Origin of the sequence: Winogradskyella tangerina, from assembly GCF_003260205.1 — a bacterium.
Lineage (GTDB): Bacteria > Bacteroidota > Bacteroidia > Flavobacteriales > Flavobacteriaceae > Winogradskyella > Winogradskyella tangerina.
The window spans coordinates 272,893-288,239 of the sequence record NZ_QERF01000005.1; the positions used below are offsets into that span (position 1 = coordinate 272,893).

Genomic DNA, 15,347 nt, shown 5'->3' on the forward strand with positions numbered 1-15,347 from the left:
ACTAATTTTATCTCAAATCAATCAAATGATGAAAAAATACTTCCCGATTATCCTTGTTTTTGCAGTCCTCAAATTTATTGTCCATTGGATAGGTAATCGAAATTATGGCTACCACCGTGATGAGTTATTACATCTTTCGGTAAGCGAACACATGGATTGGGGTTTTATGGAGTTTCCACCGTTCATAGGGTTTATAGGTAAACTTTCATATTGGTTCTTTGATTATGATTTACTTGGTGTTAGATTGTTTCCAACATTGGCGGGCGTAGCAATTTTGGTTTTGTGCTGTGTAATGGCCAAGGAGTTAGGAGGAAAGTTTGGTGCAGTTTTTTTGGCGGGTATATGTATCCTTGCTTTTGTGCCCTTTTACAGAAATCATACATTGTTTCAGCCAGTTGCTTTTGATCAATTGTTTTGGGCTCTGGGATTTTATATTTTGGTTAGATATATAAATTCTAAAAATAGAAATTATCTCATTTTGGTAGGCATTACGCTTGGTTTTGGCTTGCTGAATAAATATACCATGCTCGTTTGGGCTTTTGGAGTTTTTGTTGGGTTATTTTTCTTTGAAAAATCGCGTCTTTACAGGAATAAATGGTTGTACATTTCTGGGTTGGTTGCATTATTACTTTTTATACCGAATATTATCTGGCAAATAAATAATGATTTCCCATTGGTAGCTCATATGCAGCGTTTAAATGAAAGTCAGCTTGAAAGTATCAGCCCTTGGGAATTTATCCTAGATCAAGTTGAAATGGCGCCGATTTTCATCATGTTTATTTGTGGCTTTATTGGTTTATTTTTCAGTAAAAGGCTGAAGAACTATAAGTTTATAGGAATTGCTTGTTTGGTAATATTTTTCACAATGTGGATTACTAAAGCAAAGACGTATTATGTTTTTGCATTGTATCCAATGTTATTTTCTGCAGGTGCTGTTTTTATTGAACAACTCCTAGTAAAACGTAAAAGATTAATTTATCTAGTTGCAGGCTCTATTTTTCTGCCAATGGTATTTTTTATACCTGAAGCGGCACCAATTTTGCCAATTGAAAAATATACAGATTACATGAATTTAGAAGAAGTTGATGGTCGCTATGAACTCACTGGTGATTTTGCTGATATGCATGGTTGGGAAGAACAGGTGAAACTCGTAGATAGTGTATATAAATCCTTAACTGAGGACGAAAGAGTGAATTGCGTGCTATGGGCTGAAAACTACGGTGAAGCTGGAGCCTTAAAAATTATAGGCAAACGCTATGGACTTCCAAATCCTATTAGCAGACATGGAAGTTTCTGGACATGGGGTTACGGCAACAAAAATGCTGAGGTTTGGATTAGCTTAGGAAACGAAAAAGCCTCTGTTGAATATGTTTTTGAAGATATAGAACTAGTTAAAATGATAACGCATAAATATGCTATTGATGAGGAAAATAATATTCCTCTTTACATATGCAGAAATCCAAAAGTTGATATTGAGGAATGGTGGAGTATCTATGAGCCTTATATTTTTGATTGAATCGCGTATCTTTATAAAAAAAACAGGCTATGCGGTTACTCCTTGTTATTTTCTTTGTTTCATATCTATCGTTTGCTCAAACTACTGTTGAAAAAATTGATGATCAATGGCTATTAAAAGTAGATGGAGAGCCTTTTGACATCAAAGGAGCAACTTTTGGGTATGATGAGTACTACACTAATTACGATACATATTTTCAAGATTTAAAATACCTCGGCGTTAATACGATTAGAACATGGGCAACTGGTGAGACCACGCCTTTTTTACTTGAAGCCGCAGAAAAGCATAATATTAAAGTAATGGTAGGTATTTGGATGCGTCACGGTAGGCCAGGAATGGAAGATGACGACCATTTCGATTACCTAACTGATAAGCAAGGGATGGAAGTTATGTACAACAACGCCATTGAAACTGTTGAAAAGTACAAAGACCATCCAGCAGTTTTAACCTGGGGCGTTGGTAATGAGGTATATCTAAATATGGCAACAGATGAAGAGAAATTAGTCTATTCAAAATTTCTTGAACGTGTATGCAGTAACATTAAGAAACTAGATCCTAATCATCCCATTACCTCAGTTGAGGCATGGACATTTGGCTTAGATTGGTGGGAGAAACATGTGCCTTCACTCGATATTTACGGACTGAATAGTTATGGTCCTGGAGCCGGATTTCTTCAAGAGGAATTAAACAAACGAAACATTGACAAACCTTATATCGTTACTGAGTTTGGAGTGACAGGAGAATGGGATGCGCCAACGGATAAAAATGGTGTAAAAATAGAACCATCAGACTCAGAAAAATACGATGTAATCGTGAAAGGCTATAAAGACTGGATTTCTAATAAACCATCTTGTCTTGGGGTTTATGTATTTCATTACAGCAGTGGTACGGATTTCGGAGGTGTGTGGCTAATGTCTCATTTCAATGGTAAGTTCAGGCCACAATATTGGGCCATCAGGGAAGCATATACGGGTGAAAAGCCAGTAGATATGGTGCCGACTATTGAAGTGTTTTCTCTTCCAGATTCAAAGTACGAAAGTGGTACTTGGGTTCCTGTGAAATTAAATGTGAATGACGCCGAAAATGATAACTTAAAAATCAGTTTTCATTATAACCAACGCGAAGGTAGCAGAAAACGAAGGAATCAAATTCTTCCGTTGAATTATAGAGGTAGTCTTTCCGAAGGCTTTGAAATTCAACTCCCAAAGGAAAATGGTGCTATTAAGGTTTATGTTTATGTTGAAGATGATGTTGTAGATTTTAGAACTTCAAACCTAGGCATTGCTTCAAGTTCTATTATTGTTGAAGATGAGGAAGCTGCTGCCGTAAAGTATAAGGTGCCAAAAGTAGAATTACCGTTTTACGTGTTTAAGGACAATTCAGAATTACCTTATCTGCCTACAGGTTATATGGGTAATTATAAGGCCCTGAATGTAGATCTAAATGAAAAAAAAGAAGTGCATTCTGGCGAAACTGCCATAAAGATTACCTATTCAGAAGAAAGCGGTTGGTACGGAATTGCATTTGTTGATCCGGCAAATGATTGGGGCGAAATATTGGGCGGTTATGATATTTCGGGAGCCAAAACTTTTAGCTTTTGGGCAAAATCGAAATTTAGTGGCGTGGTTGTGAGACTCGGTTTCGGGCTAATTGAAGATGACAAGCCTTTCCCTGATACATCCATTAAACTTGAGGAGATTAAATTGAATTCGGAATGGACCAAGTACACCTTCAAAATTAAAAGGGAAGATCTAAGTTGTATACGATCTGGTTTGGTAATGTTTGCAAGTAGTTATGGGTATCCTCAAACCATTTATATAGACGATGTTGTTTTTGAATAAACGGGCAACTATCTAAAATCAATAGTACAACTATTCGATTGTCCGAACCACTTCACGCGGTTTTTAGAAGCAGTTTTATAGATAAAATCTCGAATCATTCGAGGTATAAATGCCAATAATGCCGCTACGCGTTTCCACTTCGGTATTTTTGAAATGATCTTCAAAAATCCATCTGAATGCGTCTTCACACCAGTTTCATCAATTAAAATAACAGTATCTAAGCGTTCCGTTGGAAATCCATATTCCATCAATAATTCTTGTCCATAACTAGACTGAAAAGCGACAAATTGAAATAAGTCTTCAGGTGCAAATTTCAATAGCCAACCCACAACACCATTGCAAAGATTGCACTCGCCGTCGAATATTATAATGTCTTTAGAAGGATTTTCCATGATCAATTGTTTTATGAATAAGTAGACGTAAGTCTGATCAAATACTTTCAATGATGAAGAATTTTAAAAATTATTTATGATAATTGTCAGGTGGAAAAGTCACTTAAAATCGTATATTAGATATAGGAATTATTAATTAAAACAATTACGATTATGACGGTAAATTTTCAATATGTAAATACGCATGTAAGTGATACATTATCAGCTTTTACAACAGAAAAATTAGAAAAATTAGCAAACAAATTTGAGTTTTTAATTTCTGCACAGGTTTATATCAAGCATGATGACAAAGACCATGAGGCAGGTAAAATTTGTAATATAGAATTGAGTTTACCAGGACCACGTATATATGCCACTTCCAATGAGGCCACTTACGAGATGGCAGTTAATGAAACTATAAGTGATTTAACACGCCAATTAAAGAAAAGAAAAGAAGTGTTTAAAACGCATTAGGTTCATGGCTATTTAGCTTAATGACTACAAATACTTATACTATATCGAATGGTATTAGAGGATTCCTTTAATACCATTTTTATTTATCCATTTTAAGATCATATAATTCTACCTGTATTTGCTTCCCTTTAAGAGATAAATGCCCAAGATGACTAAACTGTAACCTGTCGTCGGGTTGTAGGGCTTCTTTTAATACCCTCGAAACAATGCATTTTGAATCGTAATCGTTGCATTTGGCTTGTATTCTGGCGGACGTATTTAGAACATCACCTGTATAGATAATATCCTTTTTAAGAACTCCGATCTCACCTGTGGTCACAGATCCCATATGAACACCAGCTTTAAATGTGGGGAAGATCCCGAAAGTCTCCAAGTAGTATGATTTTCGTTTAAGTAAAGCAGCTTCAATTTCGAAGAGACATTGAATACAATTATTGTTTTCTATGCCTTTTTCTGCATTCCAAGATATTACAATTTCATCACCGACATATTGATAAATTTCACCTTTACATTCAACAATAGCATTAGTCATATCTGAATAGTACGCACGTATCAAATTGAAATATTTTTGATGTCCTATATTTTCGGCGATGGTAGTTGAGGATTTCATATCTAGGAACATAAAGATGCGGACTTCATCAATGGGTTGGTGATATTTCCCGAAGAGAAAATTATAGAAAACCTCATTCCCTAGGTAATCAATTATTTCAGAAAATAGCAATGCAAAAAACACGCCGAGTCCGGTGTAGATGACAATACTCCAGAAGGCAAATTCAGAAACAAAATTGGTTAAATCCGAATATACTATTGCGCTAAATGGTCCAACCTTGTTGACTAAAACACTGTTGATGACACCAACAATTAAAATGAAGACAACTATAATTAATAAGTAAAATAAGGTCTTAATTAACACCTTCAGCCATAGACGCGTATGTTTAAATTTCTTCTTAAGCCAGACAATTTCGAGATACCCTTGAAACAGTCCCATTAATATACATGCCGGAATTAGAAATTTAAAGTTGTTTTTTGGGTCGTAAATATTTCCGGTGGCTGGATAAATTTCACTATCGCCTAGTATACCAAATTCTAGAATAGAATATACAGTGCCAAAAATGAACCAAATGATGATAAATGGTAAGTATAAATTTCGATTTCTTATAAATTTAGGTGATAGCATTTATCGATGATGATAGGGCTCGTTTCTTAGAATTGTGAATCCACGATAGAGCTGTTCAATAAAAAATAAACGCACCATTTGATGTGAGAAGGTCATTTTTGAAAGTCCTAATTTGCCATTAGCACGTTGATAGAGCTGATCAGAGAATCCGTATGGACCACCAATTATAAAGATGAGTGTTTTAATGCCGGAGTTTAAATGCTTTTGAAGATAGCCTGAAAATGCCACAGAATCTAACTGTTTTCCATTTTCATCGAGAAGGATCACAACATCAGATTTCTGAATCTTATTAATAATAAGGTCTCCTTCTTTTTCTTTCTGCTGGGCTTCAGAAAGATGCTTTACTTTTTTTAGATCAGGGATAATTTCAAACTCAAATCGAATATAATGACCAAGGCGTTTTTGGTAGTCATCAATTAACGATTGAAGATGATTATTATCTGTTTTGCCAATAGCGATTAACTTAATATTGGGCATAACTATAGCAACTTGGTATTTCTACCTCAACAGATATTGTGTTTGGTTTTACATGCATACTGTCATACTGATGTTTCGAGTCGACTGCAAAAGGCTCTAATCGTATTTCATTTTTCAAGCGCATTATCTTGTAATTTTCTGCAAATTCATTCATGTCAGTTATGAACTTAGGAGTTTTATTCAAAGCAGTCTTAGTTTTATTAAAGTCCTCAATGTAATCAGACCAATCTTTATTCAGAATTCGGTTTAAAAATAGCTGATTAATTTCAGTATAAAAGAAATATTCACCATTTGGTCTTAAAATTATTACACCGTGAGAATTATTTGCAAACAATTTTGATTTCAAATCACTTGAAATTTGAAACTCTGTATAGTTTTCAGGCTGAAATGTATAGTTTGATTTGTCAGAATATAAGTGATAAGCAGAGGCGTTTTTACGTTTAGCAAATCTTTTGCATTTTTTTTGTTTTGAATCATATAGCTTCTTATCACTAAGAGAATTATCATCATCTCCATTATCCGAGTTAATTTTAAGATTTTCCTGATAAATTAAAATAACATTATCGTCAAAGTTTATAGCGTTTATTTCGTTTTGAAGTTCTTTCTTTATTTCTTCAAATTCATCTTTATCATAACTACCGAAATCATAATTTTGTTTAAGAATCTGAATATCTAACGTTGTGTTAGGGTGTCTTTCTGAAGAATAGATTGAAGTAGAGGTTTTTTTTAAAAATTCACTCTCTTCAATTTGATTTAAGTTTTCATCTAAATAGACTTTTGTTTTTGAATTTTCTTGGGCAAAGCAAAAAAAACTAAAGATAAATAATAATAGGCTTGCATATTGTTTGAAAGTCTTCATGGTGTTGGATTTTATTAAACACCTTAATTTACGAACATACCGCGAATTTTGAAAGAATTGAAGCAGGTTTAACACAAATTTAGTTAAGCTAATTCTGTCATAGATATGTTCAAAAAATATTATCGGTAACAAAGGATTTTAGATTTTCTATTTTGTTTTTATGATTTAATCTTTCAATCCCTATTTTTACAGTAAATACCATAATAGATGATTTCAAAAGAACAATTTAACACAGAAATTGAATTAATTATAGCCAATGCCATTCGCGAAGATGTAGGTGATGGTGATCACAGCTCCTTAGCTTGCATTCCAGCGACCGCTGTAGGTAAAGCTAAGCTATTAGTTAAAGATGAAGGCATTATTGCTGGTGTTGAATTTGCAAAACAAGTCTTCGCTTATGTTGATCCTAAGATGTCTGTTGAAGTCCTGATCGAAGACGGAACCGCTGTAAAACATGGTGATATTGCATTTTATGTAGAAGGTGCATCACAATCAATTCTGAAAGCAGAACGCCTGGTTTTAAATGCCATGCAGCGTATGAGTGCTATAGCCACAAAAACGAAGCATTTTGTTGATCTATTGGAAGGAACCGGAACAAAGATTCTAGATACTCGTAAAACTACGCCAGGAATAAGAGCCCTAGAAAAGTGGGCAGTTAAAATAGGTGGTGGTGAAAATCATAGATTCGCCTTATACGATATGATTATGCTTAAGGACAATCATATTGATTTTGCAGGCGGCGTAGCCAAGGCGATTTCCATGACCAAACAGTATTTAAAAGACACAGATCGCGATCTCAAAATCATCGTTGAGGCTCGAAATTTAGAGGAGATCAAAGAGATTTTAGAAGAAGGTGGCGTATATAGAATCCTCATCGATAATTTTAACTATGAAGATACGCGCAAAGCCGTGGCACTTATTGGTGATCAGTGCTTAACTGAATCTTCAGGAGGAATTAATGAAAACACAGTGAGACACTATGCAGAATGCGGTGTTGATTATATTTCCTCTGGGGCATTAACGCACTCGGTGTACAATATGGATTTAAGCTTAAAGGCCGTTTAGGATGACCAAGGCAATAGAAGATAGGCTAGAAAAGATACCTGTAATAAACCTCGTTGTACGCTTTCTAAAAAGAGTACGACTTCCAGGATTTGAAGGGTTGTCTTTATACGATCTTTTAGAATTATATATCCTTGGAATTGCCAAAGGAACACTTACAACGAGAGCTAGTGCCATTGCTTTTAGTTTTTTTACAGCAATTTTTCCGTTTTTATTGTTTGTAATTATTCTAATACCCTATATCCCTATAGATAATTTTCAAACGGAGTTTTTAGAGTTTTTAAATTCCTTTTTGCCACCACAGACCTCAGATTTTTTCTTTTCTAATATTTTTGAAAATATAAGTGGTGGATCTGGAGCAGGGTTATTGTCATCGGTATTTGTGCTTTCAATGTTACTAATGGCTAATGGAGTGAATGCTATATTTTCTGGATTTGAAAATTCATATCACGAGCAACTCACCCGAAACTTTTTTCAACAGTATTTGTATGCCCTTGGAATTGCTTTAATTCTGGTATTTTTGGTGCTGTTAACCGTGGCGGTATTTGGGTACACTCAAATCTATGTTATTACCCCAATAAATGATGCTTTACATGCGGAGGAAGCCACAGGAAAGCAATGGATACTGGTGGTTAAATATTTGTTCTTCATCATAATGGTTTACATCGCCACAGCAACTCTTTATTACTTCGGAACCAAAGAGGGTCGACATACAAGATTTTTCTCAGTAGGAGCACTATTAACCACCTTGCTCATTATTTTAACCTCGTATCTCTTCGGAATATACATCGATAATTTTTCGCAATACAATAAACTGTACGGTTCTATCGGAGCCCTTCTTATATTGCTGTTGTACCTATGGTTAAATTCGAATATAATCTTACTGGGTTATGAACTAAATGCTACCCTCCGACGTTTACATAAAATAAACTTGAATGATGAATAGATTAATAATAGCGTTAATTGTTTGTATTACGTTTCAATTAACCCACGCACAAGAAGGAATATTAGGTAAATGGAAGACCATTGATGATGAAACCGGAAAAGAAAAATCCATAGTTGAAATTTATGAAGACAACGGAAAGGTCTATGGCAAGATCGTTGAGATCTTAACCAAGAATAAAACAGCGGTTTGCAGCAAGTGTGATGGTGATAAAAAAGGACAACCAATTCTAGATATGGTTATCATTGAAGGATTAGAAAAGGATGATGATGCCTACGAAGGTGGAACAATCCTTAATCCTGAAAACGGCAAAGAATACAAATGCCGACTGAAAATAGGAGAAGACAAAGACACACTGCAGGTAAGAGGGTATGTAGCCTTCTTTTATAAAACCCAATACTGGAAACGTGTAAAGTAGTACAAAGTAATAAGTTCATAGTAAGAAGTCTTGGTTTTGTATTTTCTTGTGACAAATCAGTTGTATTTTTGTTGAGCACAAACTTCTAATTACTAGATACGATTTACTTCATAGACGTTATATTACCTATTCCGCTTCAAAAGGCATTTACCTATCATATTACAGAAGCTGAAGCTGATTTCCTAGAACAGGGCATGCGCGTTGCTGTGCCCTTCGGAAAAAGTAAGATCTACACAGCCTTGGTTTATAAGATTCATTCTGAACCACCTTTGGTCTACGAACCAAAGACCATTCATCAAATTTTAGATGAAAAGCCTGTAGTGACTTCAATTCAGCTCAAGCATTGGGAATGGATCGCACAATACTACATGTGCAGCTTAGGTGAAGTGATGCGCGCCGCCATGCCAAATGCTTTTATTTTAGAAAGTGAAACCATAATTTCCAGAAATGAATTGGTGGATGTTAAGGATACTGAATTAAAAGATGATGAGTTTTTGATCTATGAAGCATTGCAATACCAATCCTCATTAAAGATTGATGATGTGGTTTCTATTTTAGATAAAAAACGCATTTTACCTGTTGTGAATGGTTTGGTAGAAAAGGGTGTTCTTCAATTACAAGAAGAACTTTACGAAAAGTACAAACCTAAGTTAGTACGTTATGTAAGACTTCGAGATCATTACAAATCTGATGAGGAACTTCAGGAGTTGTTAGAACAACTGAGTCGTGCGCCAAAGCAACGTCAGGTAATACTAACACTGTTCAGTTTGGAAGCTTCAAATGAAAGGCCTATCAAAGTTTCAGAATTGGTAAAACACAGCAATGCGTCATCAGCTAATATAAAGACTTTAATCGATAAGACTATTCTTGAAGATTTTCATATTCAAACCGATCGTTTTCAGTTTGAAGGTGAACAACCTAATGGGCCTAAAACATTAACGGAAACCCAGCTCGAAGTATTTCAAACTATAAAAAAGCAATTCGAAGATAAATCTGTAGTGCTGATGCATGGTGTAACATCTTCGGGGAAGACTGAGATTTATGTTAAGCTAATAGAAGAACAGCTTCAGGCTGGCAAGCAAGTTCTTTATTTGTTACCTGAAATTGCACTGACAACCCAATTGGTGCAACGTATGCAGGATTATTTTGGAGAAAAAGTAGCTGTATTTCACAGTCGATATTCAGGTAATGAACGTGTTGAGGTTTGGAACAATTTAATTGCAAATTCTGAAAAAACACAATTGATCATTGGTGCCAGATCTGCAATGTTATTACCGTTTTCTAATTTGGGATGTATTATCGTAGATGAGGAACACGAACAGTCTTTTAAGCAATTCGATCCGGCGCCGCGATATCATGCACGAGATGCGGCCATTGTACTTGCAAATATGCATAAAGCAAAAACACTTTTAGGATCGGCTACGCCAAGTTTAGAAAGCTATTTTAATGCGCAGCAAGGTAAATATGGACTGGTTGAGCTCACAAAACGCTATAACAATGTTTTATTACCTGATATTGAATTGGTTGATCTGGCAGATAAATATCGCCGAAAACGAATGAAAGGCCATTTTTCAGATCGGTTGATCGAAGAAATGACTGAAGCCTTGGAAGAAGGGTTTCAGGTGATTTTATTCCAGAATAGACGTGGATTTTCACCTATCGTAGAATGCACCACCTGCGGGCATTCACCGCAGTGTCCTAATTGCGATGTAAGTTTAACGTATCATCAATATAGAGATCAACTAAGGTGCCATTATTGTGGATTCAATACGGTGATGCCAAAAAGTTGTGAGGCATGCGGTAACGCAACTTTAGACACTAAAGGCTTCGGAACCGAACAGATAGAGGAGGAGGTCAAAGTACTTTTCCCAGATCATAAGGTTGCACGAATGGATTTAGACACTACACGCGGTAAATATAGTTTTGAAAAGATCATTACCAGTTTTGAACAGCGCGAGATTGATGTTTTGGTCGGAACGCAGATGCTTACAAAGGGACTAGATTTTAGACATGTGAAGCTCGTAGGCATTATGAATGCTGATAATTTGTTGAATTTCCCAGATTTTAGAGCACATGAAAGAAGCTATCAGTTAATGACACAGGTTTCAGGTAGGGCAGGGCGCACAGACATAAGAGGAAAGGTACTAATTCAAACCTATAATCCAAATCATAAGATTTTACAACAAGTATCTACCAATGCTTACAAGGAAATGTATAGCGAACAAATGGACGATCGTTACAATTTTAAATATCCACCTATCTATCGCATAATTAAGATCACTTTTAAGCATAAGGATTACAATCGCGTTAATAAGGCGGCTGACTGGTATGCAAAATCCTTACGACAGATATTCAAAGCAAATGTGTTAGGGCCAGAGTTTCCACCGATTTCTCGCATTCGTAATTTATACAATAAGAATATTTTGGTTAAAATCCCTCAACAACAATCATTGGTTCAGACTAAGGCGGCCATTAAGAAGATCGATGCTAGTTTTAATGCAATTAAAGACTTCAGAGCGGTACGTGTAATTCTGAACGTTGATAATTACTAAAATCAAAAAATCCCAGCGATTAGCCAGGATTTTTTAAGATATTCTAAATAGTGTAATTTTTTACATATTGTTTAAAGCATCTACAAGTTGTGTCTTTTTGTTTCGACTTAAAGGAATCTCATAAGCTCCAACTTCGACGTTTTTACTATTAAAGCGGTCGATCTTGTCTAAATTCACGATGTAGGATTTGTGAATTCTTAAGAATTTACCTTCAGGTAGTTCTTTTTCAAAAGCTTTCATTGTAGATAAAACGACAAGGCTGTTTTCTTCTGTTACGACTTTTACATAATCGCCTAATGCTTCAATCCACTTAATATCCTTAATGTAAACTTTACGTTTCTTAAGGTTACTCTTTACAAAGATGTGTTCACCATCGGTCTCGTTGAAATCTAGTTTCAATTTGTGTTGCTCAATAGCCTTTTCAACAGCTGTGTTGAAACGCTCTTTGGTGATTGGTTTTTGAAGATAGTCGGTAGCGTCGTAATTAAATGCTTTAAAAGCATATTCCGTTTTACCTGTCACAAAAATAATTTGGGGTTTGTTGTTGAGTACATCTAATAGCTCAAAACCGTTTAATACAGGCATCTCTATATCTAAGAAGATAAGATCAACTTTATGTGTATTAAGACCGTTTTTTGTTTCTAACGCACTGCTGTACTCTGCAATAAGGTTAAGTGAAGAATGGTTCTCAATTAACTTTACTATAGAGAGACGTTGAATCGCAGAATCATCAACAACTACACAGTTTAAAGTCATAACATTAATATTTTATTAGGTTAAGATATCGACAATAGTACAATAATTTCGGTTAAAAAACAAATTTTACCGACAAACTGTAAAATTTAACATAATCTTTAGTGCAAAAAATGTTCGCAACTTTGCGATTAAAAACGTTGCTAGAGTTAGAATTAATGCTTATTTTTGCAGCCGTTTTATTAACAAACAAAATTTTTATTATGAATCATTATGAAACTGTTTTCATCTTAAATCCCGTTTTATCTGAAGATCAGATAAAGGAAACAGTTAAGAAATACGAGGATTTCCTCGTTTCTAAAGGAGCTAAGATGATCGCCAAAGAAGATTGGGGCTTGAAAAAGCTGGCGTATCCAATCCAGAACAAAAAAAGTGGTTTTTATCACTTATTCGAGTACCAGGTATCTGGTGAAGCTATTGAACCTTTAGAGTTAGAGTTTAGACGTGATGAGCGTTTTATGCGTTACTTAACTGTAAAATTAGACAAGCATGCTATTGCTTGGGCTGAGAAAAGAAGAGAAAGAAACAAACAAAAAGCTTAATTATGTCATCAATAGAACAACAAGCAAAAGGAAAAAAAGATGGTGAGATCAGATATCTTACACCATTAAACATAGAGACTCAAAAAACAAAGAAGTATTGTCGTTTTAAGAAGTCGGGTATTAAGTATGTAGATTACAAAGATCCAGATTTCTTATTGAGCTTCGTTAACGAGCAAGGTAAATTGTTACCAAGACGTTTAACAGGAACTTCTTTAAAATACCAAAGAAAGGTATCTGTGGCTGTAAAGCGTGCTAGACACTTAGCTTTAATGCCATATGTTGCTGATTTATTAAAATAAAATATCATAACAATGGAACTTATATTAAAACAAGACGTTGAAAATTTAGGATTTAAAGACGATATTGTAACAGTAAAGAACGGTTATGGTAGAAATTATTTAATTCCTCAAGGTCACGCTATTATGGCAACACCATCAGCTAAGAAAGTTTTAGCTGAGACCTTAAAGCAAAGAGCTTTCAAAGAAAAGTCAATTATCGAAGCAGCACAGAAAACTGCTGAGGCGATTTCAGGTTTAGAAGTGAAAATCGCTTCTAAAGTTGGTGCTGGTGATAAACTTTTCGGATCAGTAAATAATATCGATGTTGCTGCAGCATTACAAAATGCAGGTCACGAGATCGAAAAGAAATATATCAATGTAATTGGTGGTAACGTTAAGCGTTTAGGAAAATACAACGCTGTAATACGTTTACACAGAGATGTTACTATAGATTTACCATTTGAGGTAATCGCAGAAGCATAATTACAATAAAATGTTTAAAGAAAACCGTTTAGTTTACTAAGCGGTTTTTTTATATCAATTAAATGAAACGATTAGTATTATATCTTGTAATTGCACTAATTTTTGCTGGTTGCAAGCCAAATAGTGAAAAAATCACCGAAAAATCTAAACTTTTAGAGGTATTTAGACCTTCAAAAGGAGATTTTCCGAATATTAGTGTCCATAGAGGTGGGAAAGACATTTTTAATTACCCTGAAAACTGTTTAGAAACCCTTCAGTACGTAAGTGATAGTATAAATGCCATTTATGAGATCGATGTTGCGCAAACAAAGGATGGAAAACTAGTCTTAATGCACGATAATTCAATCAATAGGACAACTACAGGAAGTGGTTTAGTACGAAAATTAACCTATACAGAGCTTTTCGATTATAATTTGGTTGATGATTTTGGAAATGAAACCAAATTCAAAGTTCCCCTGTTTGAAGATGTCCTCAAATGGTCTAAAGCAAATGATGTTGTTCTAACGGTAGATATTAAGCGAAGTGTAGCTCAAAAGGAGGTTATTGAAGCTATTAGGCGTGCCAAAGCTCAAGATCATTGCATTCTTATTACTTATGATGTAGAACAGGCAAAATCAGCTTATAAATTGGCTCCTGAACTTCTTTTATCTGTTTCGGCGAGAAATAACGAGGAATTTGACCGGTTATTAAAAGCGAATATACCCGTAGAAAATATGATTGCCTTTACAGGAACACGTTTATCACCATCGGCTTTATACGATCGTTTACATGAAAATGATATCGTTTGTATGCTCGGTACATTGGGTAACTTAGACCGACAAGCCAAAGCCAGAGGGGATGAATTATATAAGACTTGGAAAGCTAGTGGTATCGATATTATTGCCACAGACCGACCCTTTGAGGTCCATAATGCAATAAATAATAATGATTGAAGATGAAATACGCGAGATTAACAAAAGAGCAGTTTGAAGAATTACACCACGAATTCATTAATTTTTTAGCTACCCAATCGATAACGGCAGAAGAATGGGAAGACATAAAAAAGAACAAACCAGAAGCGGCAGAGCAAGAACTCGATGTGTTTAGTGATTTAGTTTGGTTTGGTGTACTTAGTAAAGTAGAGTATTTAGAACATATTTCTGCCAATCAGATTCATCTTTTTAAGTGTCGTGAAAAAGACATGCATCTCATTGCCTTAAAATTGAAAGAAAATAAGGCAGACCTCACTACCAAAGAAGGTTTTCAATGGTTGAGAGATAATTTATTATCTGATGATATTGAGTTCTTTAATGCTAAAAAAGACTATTCAGAAGATAAGCATCAGGATATTTTCAAGATTATTCAGCAAGGCGCTAATATTACTAAGGGCGAGTTATTTCAGTATTTTGAAACCTTATTAGGGCAAAACAATTAAATACCACGACTTTGTTCTTGTTGTTCGTAATTTCGTTTACGATTAAGGGCCTCTTTGTGTTTTTTGTAGGAGTCCTTGGAGCGAAACCCTTTATGATAGGGTAGCGGTCCGTTATGTGGTTGGTCCACATCTTCCAACAATAGATCTCTGAAAAATTTATTAATACGATTGAAGAATTTCAACATTT

General features: G+C 35.0%; 18 protein-coding genes. 12 read left to right on the forward strand and 6 right to left on the reverse strand.

From position 1 onward, the window contains the following. Positions 1–25: 25 nt before the first annotated feature. Positions 26–1,516 (forward strand): ArnT family glycosyltransferase, encoded by a 1,491-nt coding sequence (locus tag DDY94_RS10065; RefSeq protein ID WP_232817855.1) that lies wholly within the window; start codon positions 26–28, stop codon positions 1,514–1,516. Between the two features lie 29 nt (positions 1,517–1,545). Then, positions 1,546–3,357: a glycoside hydrolase family 2 TIM barrel-domain containing protein gene (locus DDY94_RS10070; RefSeq protein WP_111683974.1), complete on the forward strand. Its 1,812-nt coding sequence runs from the start codon at positions 1,546–1,548 to the stop codon at positions 3,355–3,357. An 8-nt stretch (positions 3,358–3,365) separates the two neighbouring features. Here DDY94_RS10070 and DDY94_RS10075 read toward each other — a convergent pair whose 3' ends face one another. After that, entirely contained in the window at positions 3,366–3,749 is a 384-nt protein-coding gene (locus DDY94_RS10075) for a thiol-disulfide oxidoreductase DCC family protein (RefSeq protein WP_111683975.1), read from the reverse strand. 153 nt (positions 3,750–3,902) lie between these two features. Between DDY94_RS10075 and DDY94_RS10080 the strand changes: the two genes are divergently transcribed. Beyond that, on the forward strand, positions 3,903–4,202 hold the full coding sequence (locus DDY94_RS10080; protein ID WP_111683976.1) for an HPF/RaiA family ribosome-associated protein: 300 nt from the start codon (positions 3,903–3,905) through the stop codon (positions 4,200–4,202). Between the two features lie 79 nt (positions 4,203–4,281). Here DDY94_RS10080 and DDY94_RS10085 read toward each other — a convergent pair whose 3' ends face one another. From DDY94_RS10085 to DDY94_RS10095, 3 genes are read right to left on the reverse strand one after another with little or no spacing between them, the layout of a single operon-like run. Beyond that, positions 4,282–5,379, reverse strand: a complete 1,098-nt coding sequence (locus DDY94_RS10085) for an adenylate/guanylate cyclase domain-containing protein (RefSeq protein ID WP_111683977.1) — start codon at positions 5,377–5,379, stop codon at positions 4,282–4,284. Then, positions 5,380–5,856: a 23S rRNA (pseudouridine(1915)-N(3))-methyltransferase RlmH gene (gene rlmH / locus DDY94_RS10090; RefSeq protein ID WP_111683978.1), complete on the reverse strand. Its 477-nt coding sequence runs from the start codon at positions 5,854–5,856 to the stop codon at positions 5,380–5,382. Then, on the reverse strand, positions 5,843–6,715 hold the full coding sequence (locus tag DDY94_RS10095; RefSeq protein ID WP_111683979.1) for a hypothetical protein: 873 nt from the start codon (positions 6,713–6,715) through the stop codon (positions 5,843–5,845). The genes rlmH and DDY94_RS10095 overlap by 14 nt, the downstream gene beginning before the upstream one ends. Positions 6,716–6,922: 207 nt before the next feature. Here DDY94_RS10095 and nadC point away from each other — a divergent pair, with 207 nt between their 5' ends. The 4 genes from nadC (at position 6,923) to priA (ending at position 11,690) form a co-directional block, all read left to right on the forward strand. Further along, a complete protein-coding gene (nadC, locus tag DDY94_RS10100) occupies positions 6,923–7,780 on the forward strand; it encodes a carboxylating nicotinate-nucleotide diphosphorylase (RefSeq protein ID WP_111683980.1) in 858 nt (285 codons plus the stop codon). Position 7,781: 1 nt separating this feature from the next. After that, complete coding sequence (locus DDY94_RS10105; protein WP_111683981.1) at positions 7,782–8,723, forward strand: YihY/virulence factor BrkB family protein; 942 nt, start codon at positions 7,782–7,784, stop codon at positions 8,721–8,723. Next, complete coding sequence (locus DDY94_RS10110; RefSeq protein ID WP_394347027.1) at positions 8,713–9,138, forward strand: DUF2147 domain-containing protein; 426 nt, start codon at positions 8,713–8,715, stop codon at positions 9,136–9,138. The genes DDY94_RS10105 and DDY94_RS10110 overlap by 11 nt, the downstream gene beginning before the upstream one ends. A gap of 101 nt (positions 9,139–9,239) precedes the next feature. Next, complete coding sequence (gene priA, locus DDY94_RS10115; protein WP_111683983.1) at positions 9,240–11,690, forward strand: replication restart helicase PriA; 2,451 nt, start codon at positions 9,240–9,242, stop codon at positions 11,688–11,690. Positions 11,691–11,750: 60 nt separating this feature from the next. Here priA and DDY94_RS10120 read toward each other — a convergent pair whose 3' ends face one another. Continuing rightward, positions 11,751–12,446, reverse strand: a complete 696-nt coding sequence (locus tag DDY94_RS10120) for a LytR/AlgR family response regulator transcription factor (protein ID WP_076620930.1) — start codon at positions 12,444–12,446, stop codon at positions 11,751–11,753. Between the two features lie 200 nt (positions 12,447–12,646). Here DDY94_RS10120 and rpsF point away from each other — a divergent pair, with 200 nt between their 5' ends. From rpsF to DDY94_RS10145, 5 genes are all read left to right on the forward strand, one after another. Continuing rightward, positions 12,647–12,985, forward strand: coding sequence for a 30S ribosomal protein S6 (rpsF, locus tag DDY94_RS10125; RefSeq protein ID WP_111684030.1), 339 nt, complete (start codon positions 12,647–12,649; stop codon positions 12,983–12,985). Then, entirely contained in the window at positions 12,985–13,284 is a 300-nt protein-coding gene (gene rpsR, locus DDY94_RS10130; RefSeq protein WP_198658944.1) for a 30S ribosomal protein S18, read from the forward strand. Before rpsF ends, rpsR begins: the two co-directional genes overlap by 1 nt. A 12-nt stretch (positions 13,285–13,296) precedes the next feature. Beyond that, complete coding sequence (rplI, locus tag DDY94_RS10135) at positions 13,297–13,746, forward strand: 50S ribosomal protein L9 (RefSeq protein ID WP_111683985.1); 450 nt, start codon at positions 13,297–13,299, stop codon at positions 13,744–13,746. A gap of 62 nt (positions 13,747–13,808) precedes the next feature. Continuing rightward, on the forward strand, positions 13,809–14,678 hold the full coding sequence (locus tag DDY94_RS10140) for a glycerophosphodiester phosphodiesterase family protein (RefSeq protein WP_111683986.1): 870 nt from the start codon (positions 13,809–13,811) through the stop codon (positions 14,676–14,678). Positions 14,679–14,680: 2 nt separating this feature from the next. Next, a complete protein-coding gene (locus DDY94_RS10145) occupies positions 14,681–15,160 on the forward strand; it encodes a DUF6495 family protein (RefSeq protein ID WP_111683987.1) in 480 nt (159 codons plus the stop codon). Here DDY94_RS10145 and DDY94_RS10150 read toward each other — a convergent pair. Continuing rightward, positions 15,157–15,345, reverse strand: a complete 189-nt coding sequence (locus tag DDY94_RS10150; protein ID WP_111683988.1) for a hypothetical protein — start codon at positions 15,343–15,345, stop codon at positions 15,157–15,159. The two genes, DDY94_RS10145 and DDY94_RS10150, sit on opposite strands and share 4 nt — an antisense overlap. Positions 15,346–15,347 lie beyond the last annotated feature (2 nt).